Source organism: Pseudomonas sp. BN414, from assembly GCF_029871275.1.
Classification (GTDB): Bacteria; Pseudomonadota; Gammaproteobacteria; order Pseudomonadales; family Pseudomonadaceae; genus Metapseudomonas; species Metapseudomonas resinovorans_C.
This window is the reverse complement of record NZ_SSOL01000033.1, coordinates 152,281-169,674: the sequence shown is the minus strand read 5'-3', so window position 1 is coordinate 169,674 and position 17,394 is coordinate 152,281. Positions and strand designations below refer to the sequence as shown.

19 protein-coding genes are annotated in these 17,394 nt (G+C 63.3%); all 19 read right to left on the bottom strand.

The genetic code is table 11. The features are described 5' to 3' along the window. Positions 1-20: 20 nt before the first annotated feature. On the bottom strand, positions 21-2,507 hold the full coding sequence (locus E8E95_RS05870) for a hypothetical protein (RefSeq protein WP_280348913.1): 2,487 nt from the start codon (positions 2,505-2,507) through the stop codon (positions 21-23). 46 nt (positions 2,508-2,553) lie between these two features. Then, entirely contained in the window at positions 2,554-3,531 is a 978-nt protein-coding gene (locus E8E95_RS05865; RefSeq protein ID WP_280348910.1) for a WD40 repeat domain-containing protein, read from the bottom strand. Beyond that, complete coding sequence (locus E8E95_RS05860; RefSeq protein WP_280348908.1) at positions 3,528-4,316, bottom strand: hypothetical protein; 789 nt, start codon at positions 4,314-4,316, stop codon at positions 3,528-3,530. The genes E8E95_RS05865 and E8E95_RS05860 overlap by 4 nt, the downstream gene beginning before the upstream one ends. A 52-nt stretch (positions 4,317-4,368) precedes the next feature. Further along, positions 4,369-5,838 carry a hypothetical protein gene (locus tag E8E95_RS05855; RefSeq protein ID WP_280348906.1) on the bottom strand — a complete coding sequence of 490 codons (1,470 nt, stop codon included), beginning with the start codon at positions 5,836-5,838 and terminating at the stop codon, positions 4,369-4,371. Between the two features lie 95 nt (positions 5,839-5,933). Beyond that, entirely contained in the window at positions 5,934-6,308 is a 375-nt protein-coding gene (locus tag E8E95_RS05850) for a hypothetical protein (protein WP_280348904.1), read from the bottom strand. Positions 6,309-6,311: 3 nt separating this feature from the next. Further along, positions 6,312-8,090 carry a hypothetical protein gene (locus E8E95_RS05845; protein WP_280348902.1) on the bottom strand — a complete coding sequence of 593 codons (1,779 nt, stop codon included), beginning with the start codon at positions 8,088-8,090 and terminating at the stop codon, positions 6,312-6,314. Continuing rightward, positions 8,090-8,596, bottom strand: coding sequence for a hypothetical protein (locus tag E8E95_RS05840; protein ID WP_280348900.1), 507 nt, complete (start codon positions 8,594-8,596; stop codon positions 8,090-8,092). The genes E8E95_RS05845 and E8E95_RS05840 overlap by 1 nt, the downstream gene beginning before the upstream one ends. Next, entirely contained in the window at positions 8,593-11,868 is a 3,276-nt protein-coding gene (locus E8E95_RS05835; RefSeq protein ID WP_280348898.1) for a phage tail tape measure protein, read from the bottom strand. Before E8E95_RS05835 ends, E8E95_RS05840 begins: the two co-directional genes overlap by 4 nt. A gap of 18 nt (positions 11,869-11,886) precedes the next feature. Beyond that, a complete protein-coding gene (locus tag E8E95_RS05830) occupies positions 11,887-12,024 on the bottom strand; it encodes a hypothetical protein (RefSeq protein ID WP_280348896.1) in 138 nt (45 codons plus the stop codon). A 35-nt stretch (positions 12,025-12,059) separates the two neighbouring features. Beyond that, positions 12,060-12,527, bottom strand: coding sequence for a hypothetical protein (locus E8E95_RS05825; protein ID WP_280348894.1), 468 nt, complete (start codon positions 12,525-12,527; stop codon positions 12,060-12,062). Between the two features lie 55 nt (positions 12,528-12,582). Then, positions 12,583-13,023: a hypothetical protein gene (locus E8E95_RS05820; protein ID WP_280348893.1), complete on the bottom strand. Its 441-nt coding sequence runs from the start codon at positions 13,021-13,023 to the stop codon at positions 12,583-12,585. Positions 13,024-13,081: 58 nt separating this feature from the next. Beyond that, positions 13,082-13,549 (bottom strand): hypothetical protein, encoded by a 468-nt coding sequence (locus tag E8E95_RS05815; RefSeq protein ID WP_280348892.1) that lies wholly within the window; start codon positions 13,547-13,549, stop codon positions 13,082-13,084. A 111-nt stretch (positions 13,550-13,660) separates the two neighbouring features. Then, on the bottom strand, positions 13,661-14,404 hold the full coding sequence (locus tag E8E95_RS05810) for a hypothetical protein (protein ID WP_280348891.1): 744 nt from the start codon (positions 14,402-14,404) through the stop codon (positions 13,661-13,663). Beyond that, complete coding sequence (locus tag E8E95_RS05805; RefSeq protein WP_280348890.1) at positions 14,397-14,588, bottom strand: hypothetical protein; 192 nt, start codon at positions 14,586-14,588, stop codon at positions 14,397-14,399. Before E8E95_RS05805 ends, E8E95_RS05810 begins: the two co-directional genes overlap by 8 nt. A 4-nt stretch (positions 14,589-14,592) precedes the next feature. Next, positions 14,593-15,060, bottom strand: a complete 468-nt coding sequence (locus E8E95_RS05800; protein WP_280348889.1) for a hypothetical protein — start codon at positions 15,058-15,060, stop codon at positions 14,593-14,595. Next, complete coding sequence (locus E8E95_RS05795) at positions 15,057-15,674, bottom strand: phage tail protein (RefSeq protein WP_280348888.1); 618 nt, start codon at positions 15,672-15,674, stop codon at positions 15,057-15,059. The genes E8E95_RS05800 and E8E95_RS05795 overlap by 4 nt, the downstream gene beginning before the upstream one ends. Then, positions 15,671-16,003, bottom strand: a complete 333-nt coding sequence (locus tag E8E95_RS05790; protein WP_280348887.1) for a hypothetical protein — start codon at positions 16,001-16,003, stop codon at positions 15,671-15,673. The genes E8E95_RS05795 and E8E95_RS05790 overlap by 4 nt, the downstream gene beginning before the upstream one ends. Then, entirely contained in the window at positions 16,003-16,998 is a 996-nt protein-coding gene (locus tag E8E95_RS05785; RefSeq protein ID WP_280348886.1) for a major capsid protein, read from the bottom strand. The genes E8E95_RS05790 and E8E95_RS05785 overlap by 1 nt, the downstream gene beginning before the upstream one ends. Positions 16,999-17,029: 31 nt before the next feature. Beyond that, a complete protein-coding gene (locus tag E8E95_RS05780) occupies positions 17,030-17,392 on the bottom strand; it encodes a head decoration protein (protein ID WP_280348885.1) in 363 nt (120 codons plus the stop codon). Between the last annotated feature and the right edge of the window lie 2 nt (positions 17,393-17,394).

The window sequence follows — 17,394 nt, the reverse complement described above, 5'->3', positions numbered from 1 at the left end:
CGATCATGGAGAACACCGCGTCACCGCGGCGGTATCTCAAAGGCGCTGAACAGTGTGGTGCCGCTGGCTGCTGTGCCGGTGACATCGCGCGCGGTGCCTTGGCCGTTGTAGGCGTACAGTTCGATCACGTCACCGGCAGCGAGGCGGATCATCGCCGCGCCGACGGCGGTGATAAATGCGGAGCTGACCGGCGTGGTGACGTAGCCTGCGTGGCGGACCGCCGTGCCGTTCTTGTAGAACCGCAGCATGAAAATGTCGTTTACCGCCGTGGTTAGGAAGGTTGCGTTGGCGTTGAGCTGATAGTCGCCCGCCCGCGGAGCGATGAAGCGGCTGTTCGGCAGGTCGAAGCCGGAGCCCTCGTCGAACTCCTCCGAACCGAAAGTGATCTTGGTGAAGGCTGCCCCCGCGATCGATTGGGTCGCGGTCTTCGCCGCCGAGCAGCGCACCGACAGCCGCTTGTTGACCAGCGCCACCCATCCCGTGCCGTCACACAACAGCAGCAGCACCTCGCTTGCCATCAGCGTGGTCGTGGCCACCCCGTCCACCAGTTCGCTGGCGTTGGGGTCGACGGTGATCAGCCCGGTCAGCGTGGTGGCACCGCGCAGGCCGATCAGCTTGCCCGCGTTGCCAGAAACAGCCGGCAGCCCAACTGTGTACGCGCTTGCCCCGGAGCACACATGCATCTTGCCGAACGCCGTAGCGGTCAAGGTAGTCGCACCCGTGACTGACACCTCGCTGTTCACGAGGCTGGCCAACAGATCTCCTGCCGTGCCGCCTCCTCCCGCAGCAGCAATGGTCAGCGTATTGGCTGCATCGTTGTACGTCAGGGTGATGTTGCTACCCTGGACCAGGAATCCGCCAACGATGTCCTGGACCGCCTCGGTCAGGTCGCTGATGGTGCTAGCCGATTGGGTACCGGTGTGGTTGGCCCGACTCTTCAGGTTGCCGTCGGTGTCGTTCGCCGTAGCGCCCGTGGCCACACCATCCAATTTGGTCTTGTCAGCGCCGCTCATGAACCCGGCCGCCCCGTCGGCGACCACCACCGCATGGGCGCTGCCGCCCGCACCGGCGTGGCTCAGCGGCGCGTAGGCGGCGTTGCCCTCGGTCGGGGTCAGGTACTGCGGGTGCGGATCACTGGCGCCGATGTGGTCCCCCACTGCGGTGCTAGCGGCGCCCGCAGGGTCCGCGCCGACGTCGGCTGCATCCAGCACCACCACGCCGGTCTGACCGTTCACCGAGTCCACCGCACCGCCACCACCACCCCCACTGCTGGAGATGGTCAGGGTACCCGCGACGTCGTCGTAGACCAGGGTGATGTTCGTCCCCGGCACCAAGAACGTCGCCACGCGGTCGTCCAGCGCCTCGCTAAAGTCGCTGATCGTGGCCGCCAGCTGGGTGCCGGTATGAGTCGCGCGGTCACGCAGCTGCGCATCGGAGGCGTTCGCCGTTGCGCCACTGGCGATTCCGCTCAACTTTGACTTTTCGGCGGTGCTGTAGTCCTCAGTGGAGAGCCCCTTGCCCGCCACCTTGTCGACCTTGGTATTCAGTCCGTCGGCAAGGTCTACCTGATCGAGCAGGGTCCCACCGATAGCGCCCCACACGGTCGGCGCCGCCGGGATGGCGCCGGCATCGCTGGTAGTGCCGTCGCTGTAGGTGATGATCAGGTGACCGCTGCCGTTCACCGTCACGCTGGTGATGCTGCGGCCTTCTTCGCCCGCCGGACCCTGGAACGGTACGCCATCGGACCAGCCGCCCGGAGCGCCCTCGCGTAGGTACAGGTCGCCGGTATCGGTGGCCAGGAAGGCGAAGCCCTCAGCCTCGTCGTCGTACTGATCGCGCGCGGCCAGGAGACCGAAGGCGTCGATCTGGAAGGCCGGGCCCATTGGACCAGGCACACCCTGGCCGCCCGCGGTGAGGACCCAGGCGCTTTCGCAGGTGCCAGACGGGACCGTGCCGGCCGGGTAGACCGTGGCCTTGCCGGTGGCGGCGCGGTAACTCTCCCCACTGGGGAATGCCAGATCGAGGTACCAGACGCCCTCCTTCCAAGTCAGCGCGGCGGTTTGCTCGTCGGAGAGCAGCAGCTCCACCCAGCCAGCGGCATGGACGGTTGGTGCCAGGCTGAGCAGCTCGGTTCCGGCAGCATCCAGCACCTTCAGGGTGGCGGCTGCGCCGGTCAGGTCCACCGGCAGGTAGTAGCTCAGCTCACCGCCCTTGGGCAGCAGGCCGGTGGCAGCCAACGGATTGATGTCCAGGTGCCCGGCATCCACCACCTGGGCCAGGTGCGGCAGCGCGCGGGGAAACTCCTTGTTCAGCGCCGGGAAGCCGGTGACGCCCCGCACCCACACCGGCCAGTCGGTCGGCAGATCATGGTCGACGGTCAAACGCACGGGCGAAGTGCTGGCGACGGCGGTGATCGACCGGTAGGCCAGCTCCGGCTGCATGACGCGCAGGATCTGGCGGAAGGTCGCGCCCTGAATAACGGACAGGTCTAGGCGGGCCGGCTGCATGCGGCTGCTCCTTGTCGGTATGAATGAAGTCGGAATGGGTGGAGCGCTAGCCCCAGGCCACGCTGCGGCTGGTGTTGGGCGGCAGGCCGCCCGTGGGGTTGGCCAGCTTGGTCTCATCGCTCAGGCGATAGCGGGTCAGGAACGGCGTCGTCGAGTGGACCACCGCCAGAACAGTGCCATCCGGGCTCACGGCCACACCGCGCCCGATGCCTGCCGGGGAACCGCCAGCCATGGCCGCGCGCTTGCTCCAGTCGCTGGTGTCGTAGCGAGTCAGGAACGGGCTGGTGTCATGGGCGACATACAGGGTTTCGCCGTCCAGCCCAAAGCAGACGGCATTCCCCGCCGCTGGCGGATCGCCGCCAGCCAGCGTGACCAGGCTCCAGTCGCTGGTGCGCAGCACGGTGAGGAACGGGGTCGTCGCATGTGCGAACGCCAGCAACGCGCCGTCAGGGCTAAAAGCGATCCCATTGGGCTGGCCTGCCGGACCCAATACCGGGTTGCTCAACTTCCCCCAGGTCGACGGGTTGTACATGGAGAAGTAAGGCGAAGCCGTGTGCCCGAGCACCACCTTCGAACCATCGGGACTGAACGCGATGGAGAAAATCTGGCTCCCCAGCGGGATGCTGGGGTTGGCCCGTTTCGTCCAGGTGTCCGTCGGGTAGATGGTCACGTACGGGAAAGTGGCATGCCCCACCACCAGTTGCGTACTGTCAGGGCTGAACGCCACCGCGTTGGCCGAGCCCGCCGGCAGTCCACCAGACAGGCTGACCTTGCTCCAGTCTTCGGTGTCGTAGACGGTCACGCGGGGTGATGTGCCGTGCGCTACCGCGAGCCAGCGCCCATTCGGGCTGATCGCCACGCCGAGACCCGAGGACGCGGGGTTGCCGCCGGCCAGGGTGAGCTTGGTTTCACTCGCCGCATCGTAGACGGTGAGGAACGGGCTGGAGTCGTGCCCCACTGCCAGCAGCAGCGGAGTCTCCGGCAGCGCGAGGAGCGCCTGCTGCGCGGCGATACCCGGGATCATACGGCCACCGTATGGCCGATCACGTCCCAGACGTCGGGCGCCACGCGCTTGAGGGTGACCGACATGCGGTCAGTCATTACCAGCGTTCCCCCGCTGGGGGCGTTGAGGGTCACACCGACACCCGGCGTGAGGGTCAGGTTGGCGGCCGCGGCGCGACGTACGTGGATCTCCGCATCGGACGGCCAGGCGACATCGGCCTGGGGTGCAACGGTATAGGCGGTAGCCCCCGTATTGGTGAAGCGCAGGTAGGCACCCGCGTCGGTCAGGGGCGCAATGCGCGCGGTCGTACTGTCCGCCACCACCGGAGAAAAGGTGGCCTTGTCCAGAGCGGCCTGCAGGCCGGTCACGGTGCTAATGGCCTGGGTGCCGGTGTGGTTGGCGCGGCTCTTCAGGTTGGCGTCGGTGTCGTTCACCGTGGCGCCCTCGGCAATGCCGTCCAGCTTGGCCTTGTCGGCGGTGGTGTAGTTCTCCTCCGACAACCCATCCAGCGAGGCAGCGGTCAAGCGCGCGCGGACTGGCGTACCTGCCGACCAGGCGCGTGCCGGGGTGCCCTCCTGCCCGCGGGCCACGGTCAGCAAACCGCTGTCGTTGGCGCTGACCAGGACAATTTCCCAGCCCACTTCCACGCCGTCGATGTCCACGTCCACCAGGGTCAGGCGGTAGGTGTGCCCACTGCCCAGGCCGGTCAGCAGCGCGGCCTTGCCCGCCGGCACCGACATTTGCGTGGCATCAGCCGCGAGCAGCGCCTGCAGGCTGGTGGCCCAGTTATTGACGAATTTCAGCATGAAGACTCCCTCCCCGCCGGCAAGCCGCCAGGGGTCGATCAGTGAAAAGGGTTCAGGTCCAGACGATTCGGGACGTGCTGCGCGCCATCTGCCCGGTCACCGGGCACCAGCTGCCATACAGGCGCAGGCCGCTGCTGTGGGTGGAGGTGGTGATCTCGCCGTCGCTCACGCTTTCCGGGCCAAAGGCCGGGCCCCAGCGCCAGGTGTAGACCGTGCCCGCCTTGGTGTTTTTCAACACGCACCACAGGTGATTGCTGAGTTGGTACGGCGCATAGAAGACGTCCGTGCCGGCGGGGCCGTAGCGGATCTGATCCAGCCCCAGGAAGCGCCGGGCGAACAGCAAATCGAGGTTGGTTTCATCGGCCAGAACCGCCGTGCTGTGCCAAAACGCGATCGGCAAATCAGACAATCCGTCCTCGCGATCGTAGTAGAGCGTTCCTGACGAGTTGCCAACGGCCCCCTCCTCCCGCACCACCTCCACGCCGTCCAACCGCAGTATCAAGGCAAACTGAGTCGACCTCGCGAAGCTGTTACTGGCCGACTCGGTGTATCGGCTCAGCACGTTGGTTTCGCCGGTTGCCTTGATGAACTCCGTCACGTCCTCGCCGGAAATCGACCAGGGTACTTCTGTGGCCGAGTAGGAGTTGTACTCCTCGATGTCCATCGTCAGCTGTTCATGGCTGCCATCGCTGGCGTACCACATGGCCAGGATGATGCCTCGGCGTCCTTCCGTGGAGCTCACTGTGCCGGGACGCACATGCCCCCTGGATACGCCATCCAGGTAGGCGTTGCCAAACTGCTCCGCATCACCGGCCGGCACCACGGCACTGTTCATGACCGGCACGCGGGTGGTGGTGCGCTTGATCGCGTCTTCGACCACCGTGACTGTCTCGGTGAGCCAGAACTGGGTCGTCGGTGTCGGCGGATCAGCCGTGATGCTGTAGGTGCCAATGGTCTCAGCACGATTGGCCAACACGCTCAGGCCGATGGCTGCATCCTCACCCGGGCCGCTGATGGTCATCTCCAGCCAGCCCATGGCCGGCAGCCAGCGGCTCTGGGTGACCGCTGGCCAATCACCGGCACCGTTCACCAGGCGGCTGGTGCGAATGGCGTACAGCGCGCGGCTACCATCGCGCCAGACATCCCGCAGCTGAATGGACAAGGTCGCGGCGTTAACATCGTCGATGGCCGGGGTGCTCTGCCCGAGGTCGGCGAGGCTGACCGCGTAGGTGTGCACCTCTTCGGCCACCCCAAACATCCCGAACAGCCGCAGCTCGACGGTATAGCTGCCCGACAGGTCGACGATCTTGCTGACGCGCCAGCGGCGGCCAGCGGGATCGCAGTACACCCAGCCATCGAGCGCAGTGCCATGAAGCTTCTGGTCAGTGCTGGAGAGGATCGCCTGGTTCCACCACTGCCGCCCCGCCAGCGCATCGGCTGCCGCTTCCTCCTCACTGCGCTCGATCGGCGGAATGCCGGGGACCTTCAGCAAGATGGTGTCGCCCGCAGTGTCGTTCAGCACGCCCGGCCCCGGAAAAGGGATGGTCGTGCCGTTCGGCAAGGCCAGCCCGGAGACAGTGACCAGGCCGTGCCAGGGGCATCCCCACATCGGCGTCGTCATACCGCCCCCGGGTCGGCCAGGTTGATCACTACCTCGGCCTCGTCGACATCCTGCAGTTTGAGGGTCTTGATCGCCGGCAGAATGAACAGGCCGTCACTGCTGGGAAAGCCCGTCTCCCAATATTCTCGATCCGCAAAGACCAGCTCGGTCAGCGGGCTGGCGATGCCGCCACCTCCGGTGGTCTTGGCTTTGTTGGCGTCCCAGGTGCCCCGCCCCTTCGTTGCGGGCCGCAGACCGCGGCGATCCAGCGTCACCAACTCGCGGATCTGGCGGCGTTGGGTCTCCAGGGAGTTGAGGTCCCGGCGAAGGGTGTTGGTACGGGCAGCCGTGATCCCCGCGCGGGTCGCGGCGCGCTCTTGGGCAAGGGTCATGGGTTACAGCTCCAGCAGGTCGTTCGGGATGGCCAACTGATAGGTATGGGCCTGGGTGGCCGCGTACTCGTCACGGTGATCTTCTGGAATCTCCGGCGCGGTCAGGTCGAAGCGGCGCGGGAACTCCTCAAGTTCCGGGTTGATGTCCAGGTCGTTGACCGTGTAGTTGCCGGCGAACCCGTCGAGTTCGTCGTCATAGATCGGACTGCTATTCCGCGAGCCCAGCTGGGTCCCGAGGATGATCAACGCCGACGGGGTTCCCGGTGGAGTGCTCGGCGGAATGGCCGGCAGGGTCAGAGGATCTGTGATGGCGCCCCCGCCCTGGCTCACGGCCAACTGGATGCTGGTCAAGGCAGAGCCGCTGTCGAAATCCCACTCGTGGATGATGCTGAACACCTTGGCTCGGCACTGCACCGACCGGCCGAGAATCTCGTCCTGCACATGCAGGGTGTGCTCCAGCCGGATGCCAAGCGTGTCCGAAGTCGGCAGCTGGAAGGAAAATCGGTTACCCCGGTGCCCTCCCAGAATGGTGGCGGTGGCCATAGCCAATCCGCAGGACAGCGCGGCGGCGCGGCGATCATCCTCGCGCACATCTACCACCCAGTCGCCCAAGGCATCCTCGGTGGCATCCGTGTCCGGCTCGGTGAACTCAGTACCCTCGAACTCCGCTTCGCGGTCGCTCTCAGTCTCCAGCGCGATGCGCTCGCGGCTGATCACCTCCCCGGCCTGGGCAATGCTGGCAGGCGCCTCAACCCGCAGGGTGTACTGCTCGGTCACACGCTGACTCCAACGCATGGCACTGGTCCAGGTGGCTCTCAGCAGCAAATCAGGAAAGTCGTTGCGCCAACCGAAAGGCGGATCACATAAGGACCCGCTCCCGGTGGCCGGCACCCGCTCCCAGTTGGCCGTCGCCAGGACAGCCTGGTAACCGGCGCTGCTGCTGGCGGATTCCACCATGACGATGTCCGGCACCTCGGTGTTGTCCTCGCGCCCCCAGGTCAGGCAGAAGCCGTCGATGATGGTGACGCCTTCGACTGCCGGGTGCTCCCAGAGGAAGTCCTGGTGACGCTCGCGCAGGCGAATGAAGCGATAGTCCGCAGCGACCTCCACCACGTTGATGCGGTCGTTCAGCTCCACCGGCACCCACTCCAGGCTGCCGTCGAGCACCATTCCAGCAGGAATCACAAAGGTCGCCGGGCGGGACGCCCACGGCGTCACCTGCAGTTCCCCTTCAACGCTGCACTGCAGACTGGCCGCGCGCGTGCTCATCCGCTCCATGGCATAGTCCCAGCGGGAACGGCCATCGACCGGTTCAAACACGTCAGCCGACCAGGAGCCACCAGTCAGGGCATCGATAGCCACGATGTCCATGGCTTCCACGATTTCCTGGCGACGGTCACTGCACTCGCAAGCCAGGACGCTCGTCTGCAGGGTGAACTGCGGCCGGATGATCCAGCCCTTGAAGCACAACTCCTCGCGCCAGGCCCCGCCCACCCAATCGCGGTAGTAAAGCTCTACGCTTTGCCCAGTGTACGAAGCAGGATTCACCGGCCCCGCATCGAGCAGCAGACTGAAATCGGCAAGGGCATCCGCGCCTTCATCGCGCTCGATGCGTGCAGCGCCAGCAAGCAGGTCGCTGACATCCACCCCATTCAGGAGCAAGCGCGCGGTCCAGATCACCGAGACAACCGGAACGATGATGACCGGATCAACGGGAGCACTCCTACCGGCCGAAGCGCCATTCAATTCGACGGCGTTCAGCTCGGAACCATTCAGCTCCATCAGATTTCCTCGGCGGTGATAGTCCAGTCGTGGGTGTTGGAGGCCGGGTCCATGGACTCAGGCGGAGGCTCGCAAAACACCATGAACACCGGGCGCCAGCACACCTGGTACTGCAATGCACCAGGAACTTCAGTGATGGTGAAGGCTCCATCAGACACGACGGCTACCGGCGTGCGCCGCCAGTCGCCATCTATGTACGCCAATGCCCAGGGCGAATCATCCGGCCGCGGCGTGCCCGGCAAAGTGCCAGTCAGCGCCGTGGTGGCCAGCGACTGCTGCTTGGTGCATCGCAGCTCCAGTGGCTGGGAAAAATCTAAGCCAGCGAACCCCGGTCCCATCCAGCCTGTCCCCCGGATGGTGATGGCGGTCTTGCGCCAGTGCTGCATCTTCACTGCTGCACCACCGGAACGACGCCCCACGGTTACCCCGCCGATGGGGGCGTATTCCACCGTAGGGGCACCCCCTTCGATACGAATAGGGATGCCCCCAAGCATTACCCTGTTCATGACCTTCTCCTTCCGTGTTTCCGCGCTTCTCGACGTATTTCCTCAGCCATCGATGGAGTCGCGTAGGCCTGCAGTGAGCGACCACCCAGGTTGAAGTCGATTGTCCCCAGGTGTGGAAAGTCCGGATTTCCAGATACTGCAGACTGCGGTAGACCGGGAAGGGCCGGGCTGGCGAGGCCGCCAACCAGACCGCCAATGTCATAGCCGCCCCAATTCCGGCGAGCCTGCTCCAACACCGCGGCGACACCCTTGACTCGCATGGCTGACAACACGGAGACCGCGCCCGGTTCACGTACCACCGACTGAGGCAGAACGTACTCACCCCGGTGCACGATACCGGCGGGCTCCAGCCGGCCGCCGAATCCAGTAAAGCCGCCAGCGGCAAAGCCCTGCTCAGGGAACTGCGAGAAGCTGTTTCCGTCCTGGTAGTAATTCGGCGCCTTGGAGGCCACCGTGGACACCGGGATCACCAAGCTTGCCTTCAAGGATTCCGCCAAGGCCGCCACTTCGCCCTGGACTTGTGTGGCAGCGGCTGCGTCCAGCACTGGCTTCACCGAAACGTCTTTCGTCGCGGCTACACCATCTTTTCCGCTAGTGCCGATGGCAGCGAAGGCCTGCTCGGCAATTTGCTGGGCCATCTTCGCCTGGCCGGCCAAGGCCTTAGTGTTCTTGTCACCGGCCTGCTGGAGCTCCTCCAGCACCTGGGTGGCTTGCTCGGCAAACTTCAACGCCTGGACGTAGTCCTTGCTTACCAGCGATTGGCGAGCCTTCACGGTGAGGTCGCTGGCCCGATTGAAGGTGGGTTCCTTCTCCGTCGCGAACTTCTCCCCGGCAATTCCCTTCGTGCGATCCCGCACCTCTTTCAGCAGCGCGGCCTGTTCCTTCTTCGCCTTCTTGACCTCTGCCGTTTCCTTGGCGGCCTGGGCGATGCGCTGCTTCGTGCCGGTTTCAGTTTCCTGAGTCATGGCCTGCTGAGACTTCTTCACGGCCTCCGCGAGGTCCTTGTGGGACTCCCCAGACTCCTCGTTGGCTGCCTTGGTCTTGTCGGCGTTTTGGCCGGCCATCTCCCACAGGTCGAAGTATCCGTCCTGGATCTGCTTCACCTCAGCGGCAGTCTGGTCACGGATCTCTTTCTGACGCTTCTGGAATTCCTGGGCGTCCGCTCCACCCGGCATGATCGTGTCCGCAGCGGATCGAAGCGCATTGCCTGCGGCCTCGCCGAAGCGCGGCACCTTGCTGATCAGGGTCCCGAGATCCCTGGCGAACGTGGCGAATTTCGTCCGGACGTAATCCAGAGGATTGGTCATCGCAAACTTCAGCGCTTCGAACTGCTCCTGGGCGTAACCCTTGATCCGGACGAAGCTGGTATGCAGACCGGAAGCCAGGGCGATGCCCGCTCTCTCGACCTCAACGAATTGCTCACGCAGATAGGTGCCGATCTCCCAGCCAACGAAGAAAGAGCCGATCAGGGACAGGCCACGCAATGCCGCCTGCGCTGCCACTGGGATGGTACCCAAGGCAGTCGTCACCTTGCCCGCTGCCGTCTTGGCAGCAGTCGCCATTCCCCCGAAACCACGTGCAGCAACAGTAACGAGGCTCTGACCAAGAACCCGAGTGGCGACTTTGTCGATGGTGGTGAACGCAGCAGCGACTTCGGTGAAGAGCAGTCGACCTAGTAAGCGGACGCCCTTCAGCAGAAGACCACCACCCAGCAGATAGACAATTCCAAGTAGGGCGTTCTGGCCGATTTCGCCTGTGCTCTTCAGCCACTGCGCCAGGCTGGCGATTTGTTTGGAAACTTTGGTGATAACTGGAAGAGCAGCCGCACCAAGCTGAGCGAATGCATTATTGATAGCCGTCGCTGCTTTTGCGGCTTCGACCGCTGCGCCGGAGTTGAATCGCTGGAACTCGCGCTGAACGCTGCCTGCGTACTCCGTCTCGTCGGAAACTGCTGCAAGCTGCTTGCGATACTCGCCAAGCGAACCGGAGAGCACGCTGATGTCGTCGGCGTACTCCTGACCGAACAGGACAGTGATCGCCTCAGCCTGCCCCCGGCTATCAAGCTCACCCAGTTTTGCCAGGAAGTTATCAAGGGCTCCCTGGGCGTCAGTGTCCATGCTCTTGGTGAAGGCATCCACATCACCCACCAGGTTCTTCAGTTCTTGCTGGAAATCGTCGCTCTGCACGCCAGCCGTCTGAAGCTTGTTCAGCAACGCATTGATGGCGGTGGCTGCTACCTCGGGACTTTTGCCCAGGGAAAGAAACGTCGACGATAGCGCCGCAATCTGGGTATCAACCAGACCGAACTGCCGGCCGATGCCACCTACTCGTCCGAGGACATCGAGGATCTGAGATTCACTGGCCTTGCTGTTGTTCGCCAGTTGGTTGATGGCGTCGAGGAGCTTACCGGTCTCATTTATCGGAATACTCAGTACCGTCGAGAGAGTAGAGATGCTCTCAGCGGCTTGAGCTGAACTCATGTCGAAGGCGATACCGACCTGAGTTACCTGGCGAACGAAATCCGCAATCTGCGGGCCTTCGATCCCGAACTGACCGGCAAGAGCCGCCGTATTGGCAAGCTCCTCCGTTGCGATACCGGTCTGCTCGGAAAGCGCCTCCAGTTCATTTCTCAGGTTGACGATGCCGTCGGGAGTGGGGAAGTTGACCCGGGCCTCAATCTTCTTGAGGCTCGCCTCGAACTTGACCGCCGGATCGAGAGCTTGCTTTACAGTGAATCCGAAAGCTGCAGCCTCGCCAGCAAATCCGAGACTTTCTCCGCGAACAGCATTCCGCTGAGATGCCGCCTGCTCAGATCGAGAAACGGACGCGCGAACGCGACTGAGCCTTTCCGACTCGGCCGCCAGCCGAGACTGTTCGGAGGCCAGGTTCTTCACATCAATGCTGGCGCCCTGCAATTGCTTGCGATAGTCGCCAACCCGCTTAGTTTGGGCATCCAGGGCCCGCTTACTGCGATCCAAAGCCCGCTGGGTAGCAGCAAGCTCTCGCTCGAAGGCCTTGACGGGTTGCCCCGCCGCAGCAATGGCACGCTTCAATTCGTCGACGCGTTTCTTGTTGGCAAAATACGCAGCGGAAGCAGCCTTTGCCGCTTCCTTCGTGCGATTGAAGCCCTCGATGAGTTGGCCCTTACGCCCGGCCTCCTCGATCTCCTTACCGAGCTGACCAACGCTCTTGCTGGCGTCCTTGATACTGCTCCGCAATGCAGCGGACACGGCTCCGCCGATGACGATCCCTACATCAACGTCATTGCTCATGTTCTGTCCTTTCAGGGATTAGAGAGACTTCAGGAAGCCCTTGAAGTCTTCAGACTTGGCTCCGGCAGCCCGCGCTATGTAGAGCTGCATGCGGTCGCGGCGGCGCTCCAGTTCATTGATGGCCATCAGGTGGCCTCGAACCTGGGCCAAGGTCATCTGCCGAATACCTTCGGCTGAATGCCCGTGCTGTATCAGGCGCTGCGCTGCTTCGAAGAAATCGCCTCGGCCAGGCGAACCATGTTCGCCCGAAGCTGCGGACGGAGGCGCAGGTAGAAAAAATCCAAGTTCAACTCCACCAGCGCCAGCAGGAGCCCCAGGAAGTCATCAATGCCGAGTTGCGCAATATCCTCCATTGATCGGTGAGTCAGTATCGAGCAGAGCCCCAGAAGAGCATCTCGGTGCTGATCTACCAACGACAGGATGTCCAAACGCTCCAGCGCCTGCTCGAACATGGCAGACAGGTCGGAACCATCGGCACGGGCGCGCTCTAGGTGTTCCGCCAACTCTTGAAGTTGGGGGTGCATCTCGCCAATCAATCTGCTGATCGTGGGGATTTGTTCCACCTGGATCGGGTACACCGAAAAACCCTTGGCCCGGAGGGGCACCTCTACGGGCTCACCCAGGAACCGCGCGAGACTGTCGTCAACGCCTTCCGACATTTCTTGCCTCCAATAAAAAACCCGCCGAAGCGGGTCTTGTTAGTGCTCAATGTTTTCAATCAGGCCCGGCGCAAGCGGGGTCGCAATCTATATCTATCAAGCTGTCGTTTCGAAAAAGCAGTTGAATAAGCTCCCCATCGAACCCTGCCCTGTACGTCACAATCGTTACTTCACCATCGGATAGGTCGACGTTCCCGACAGAGTCTGGATGCCGCCAAACCTCATACTCGTTCAGGTCGTCTCGACGCATGCCAATGAACAATCCGTTTTTTGACTGACGCTTGCGGTACTCGGCAGTCTGCATTCCGTGAATGACTTCGGGGGCCAGTTGCTGTGCCTGGGGAGCTTCCGCCACAGACTGTTCATGAACCGGGGCCTCGTGACCTTCCTCCGGAGCTTCCTCCATCTTCCACCAGATCAGCAGCGGAACCACCACCAGCAAGGCGAACGCCGTGTACGCCGGGTGCAAGTGCTTCGCCGGTCTTTCCTTGGCCATAGACATTCCCTCCCATCGTGAAATGGGAGGGAATGTAGACCAAGCAGCGGGCGGCGGGCTAGCTGATGGCGGACTTGTCCGCCAGGGGTGCCAACTCGTTCACCTGGTCAACCGTAGAGCGGATGGCCTTTTCAATTTCCTCTGCCTCGTCCAGAAGGTCCCGCACAGCCTCGAAGTTGCACTTGCGCGGTACCTTGCTTTCGAGCGGGTTTTCGTTGGCGTTCTTCAATACGCCCACGATCCGGGTAAACAAGGACCGGCGCTTCATGGACAGCGAATCCAGCTCTCCCACCAGATGGGTGTACCGGCCAATCGCCTCGTAGTTTGGTTCCGTCACGCTGCACTCCTTTTGTTTCGGCAGCTCCAGAGAATGGATCGCTTCATCGTGTTTTCCAAGGCCCTTCGCAGATTGCCCATCACTGATGGGCTTACCTTGAGCGGAGAAGCCGTTGAATTCTCGACTGACTCCACTCGCGAGCGGATTTCGAGTTTCCTTCCTCAGAGATGAAGGTCCGATACTGCCCATCGAGCACCGCGAACCTGGCCTTGAGCAATGCCAGTTTCAATGACTTCTCGGGTCTCATAGCCACTTCCCTTAATTAGGAGCCCCACCCTTGAGCGGGGCTTTTCACTTACCTCAGTCGACGTCCAGGATCTCCAGGTACTGGGAGAGCGAAGACCCGATGATGGTCGGGTCCTTTTCAGCCTTGGCGGTGAACTCCATCCCTTGGAACTCGTCGCCGATGAAGCTGAGGCTCGCCGGAGAGTGGTTCACGCGGTGGACACGGATGACCACCGGCTTGCCGGACCGAGCATCGTTGAGTCCGATAAACACCATGCGGAAGCGCTTGCCGGACTTCACCAGGGCCTGGATGTTCACGTGCTTGGCGTAGGAGTAGTCGATCTCGACATCCATGCCGGCGGTGGTGACTGCGCCACCCTCAGTGAACTCAGGGAAGCCGGCGGCGTTCAGGTTGTAGTCCGTACCAGCGACCAGCGCCGCACCGCCGGCGGCGGGGGTGATGACCACACTGGTAGCGCCCGGGTACTTCAAGTCGATCATCGCACCCGGCCAGGCCTTCGCCTCTTCTCCGGTCACGGTGCCGGCAGCCACTCCGGTCGCGCTGCCGTACACAGCGCGCGCCATGTTGGCGGCTTTGAAGTGGCGAGCGTTGTAGTTGACGTTCACTGCACTGATGCGCTGAACCGAGGTATCCAGGCCACCGCCGGGGGTGGTGTAGTCCTGCTCTTCGATCTCCTGCGCCTGGGCCTCATAGGTGAGGCTGTTGCAGTTGCCGATTTGGATTTGACCCTTCGGGTCGTCCAGGTCTTCGAGGTAGATCTTCCCTACCCCCAGGAATGCGCCGCGCAGATCAGCCATTGCTGGATTCCTCCTGCTGAGTGCCGCCTACGACGCCCTGAGCTTCCAGCCAGGTCTTGCGTTCGGCGGTTACGGTGATGGTTTCGCCAGCCTTCTTCTGCTGGCCCTTGTGGGTGTGAGGTTGCGCCAAGCGCACCTCGACCAGCTCCGGCTGCTGCGCAGCGGAGTCGTTGCTTCTCGACATGGGGTTACTCTCCGGGGAGGACGACGTGCAGCAGCACGGGGATGGAAACCGTTCCGACGGGAACTTCATGGTCCGGCTGGAACTGGCTGATGGATTTCAGGACTACCTTGCGCGGGCCGGGCTGACCCCAGGGATTGGGCACCCCCTCCTGGACGTGCAGGCAGCGCGCCAGATCGGCGGCGATATCGTTGAGCTGCTCGAGGCAGTCATCAGGGTGGTCGGGCTTGGCCAGGCCGATGACCTTGCGGCCCAGGTGAAACAGCCAGGCTCCGGCACCGGCGAGTGCTGGGGGGCACTCATCTGGTTGGATGGTGATGCAGGGGTAGGCCAAATCTTCCACGGCAAGCAGTGAGCCGATCCACTTGGTGTGGATGCGCGTGCCGATGTCGGTGAAGTAGCCATTGGCCGGAGTGATCGTCGAAAGCCGATCAATCAGCGCCTGGTCCACCAGGTTCAGCGGGTTCTGGCTCACAGCTTGGCCCTTTCGAGTTGGCGCCTCACCTCACGCTCGAGGATGTGCTCCCCCTGCGATTCAAAGTCAGGCTTGCGGGTGTTCAGGATCTGAGAGGGTGACGGGCCGTACAGGGCGCGGATGCGTTGACGCAGCAAGTCGTAGCCATTCGGGCCGGCGCCGCGGCGCTCGCTCATCTCTCGCTTTGGGCCGTAACGGACGAAGATCAGTCCGTTGGTGCTGCCCGATCCCGCCGACTCGACGATGAAGGCGCCGTCCATGACCGAGGTCCGGCCGGAAACATTCACTTGGACGCCAGCCGGGCGCCGCTTGCCGTTCTTCCCTTTCTTCCACAACTGCTTGTGTGGGAAGTGGCTGAGCACGAGGCCCTTCTTCATCGCCCAAATGCGCACGGCCATTCGGCCCTTGGTCGCCCGGGTGAGGCGGATTCGCTCACGAAGCAGAACACGCTTGATGTTCACCTCAGCGCCAATCTCGCGGAGCACTTCGGCGCGCAGCGACTCGCCGGTGTCGTTCAGCGCCATCACCACAGCCATCTTGGCCTTGGCAGGGATGGCATCGAGACGCGCCAGCGCCTCCTTGCCACCCTTGAACTCGACGCGTAGACCGCTCATGCCGGCATTACCGCTGCGGTGACGATGACACCGTCGTTGCGCACTGGCGAGGAGACGCGCCAGCGCTGGCAGTTCGCCGTGAAAATGCCGTCTTGGCGAACCTTGGGCAACTGCTCGGCCAGCACGCTGATCTGCACCTGGTCGACCACAAGCATGCCCTCCGGGCCTACTCGCTCGACATCCCGCAGGATGACGAGCTCAAGGCCATGCACTAGCGGCTGGACGGCATCCATGTAGCTGCCTTCGGTAGGTTCGCCTTCGCCATCCGCCTCGCGCATGCGCTGGAAGATGGCGCGGGCGGCCCGCGCCTTCAGCTGCTGGCGAGTCATCACTTCGACAGCTTGATGATCGCGCCAGGCTGGGTGCAGAGGTTCAGCGGGTTGGACTGAGCCTCCATCTCCACGCCGCGGTTCATCGGCAGCGGCTCCTGCTTGGCGTACTTCGGCAGACCGAGGGTGTTGACGGTCTCCATGTAGTCCGCCGGGGCGAAGCGGGTGATGAAGAGATCGGCCACGCCTTCCGGTACCAGGTAGGCGTCGTTATCGCCGATGAAGGCCTGGGAGCCGACCTTGCCGCGGTACTCCTCCCAGATCACGTCAGCGAATTTGAAGCCACCGCGCACGTCATTGCGGAGCATCTCGCCATCGTTGTAACGCTCCCAGGCCTTCTCGACCTTAGCGTGGCCCACGAAGTCGTCGAAGAAGCTGGCACCGCAGAAGGCGCGCCAGCCGCTCATCATTGCGGCACCCAGCTTGGCCTCGGACTTGCGCTTGGCCTCCAGGACCTTGGCACGCACGTTGGTGGTGGCGGTGCCCAGGACCAGGGAGACGGTTTCCTGGGTGATGCCGAACTCGTCGTAGAGGTCGTAGATCACCGAAGTACCGTCGGCGTCCAGGATCTGCCCCTTGATGGCGCCGATGCGGTGGAACTCGAGGGTGGTTTCCAGGTTGCGGCCGAAGCGGGCGAAGTCCTGGTTCACCACGTTCTGCACCGACTCCAGCTCACTCTCGCTGCCGAAGGCGCGCAGGTTCTGGATGCGGTCCGCCAGCAGGGCGTCGCCGGTCTTCAGGTGCGGCACGACGAAGGAGCGCAGGTTGCGCGCATCGCGATCGGCCGGCTTGTAGGGTTTGCCACGCTCGCCCACCGGCACCAGGCTGATCTTGCCTTCCTTGTACTCGATGGTGACGGTGGTGGTGGTGACGCCTTCCTCTTGGAACAGGCCCAGGGCGCCGAGGCGGCCCGGCTGGTACGGCTGCTGGTTGATGGCGGCGGTGAGGGTGGCGACGCTGAAGGCGTCTTCGTTGAAGATGTCCATGTGAGCCATGAATTCGTCTCCTGATGGTCTGGCGGCTGGATCAGCGCGCTACGATGTGGGCAGTGGCCAGAGCGGCGAGAGCCTCGGCCTTGTCGTTGTCGCTAATGGCTGCCGGCCAAACGAGCATGTCGGCGCGAACCTCGGCCAGGCGGACATAACCCACGGCATTCACGTCGCCGTCGGTAGCGTCAGCGTGGTCTCGCAGCACAGCAGCGGCGTTCTCAGCGCCAGTGCTGGCAGCAGGGTCCAGGGCCACGAACTTCTTGGTGGCGGTTACCTGACCAAGGACGGTGCCCGGCAGGTGTACGCCGGTGTCGATCACGATGCGATCGCGCGACAGGTTGCCGTTCGCTTCGGAAAGTACGAAGTCGCCGGCGCGGCGGGATTCAGTCAAAACGGGCATGT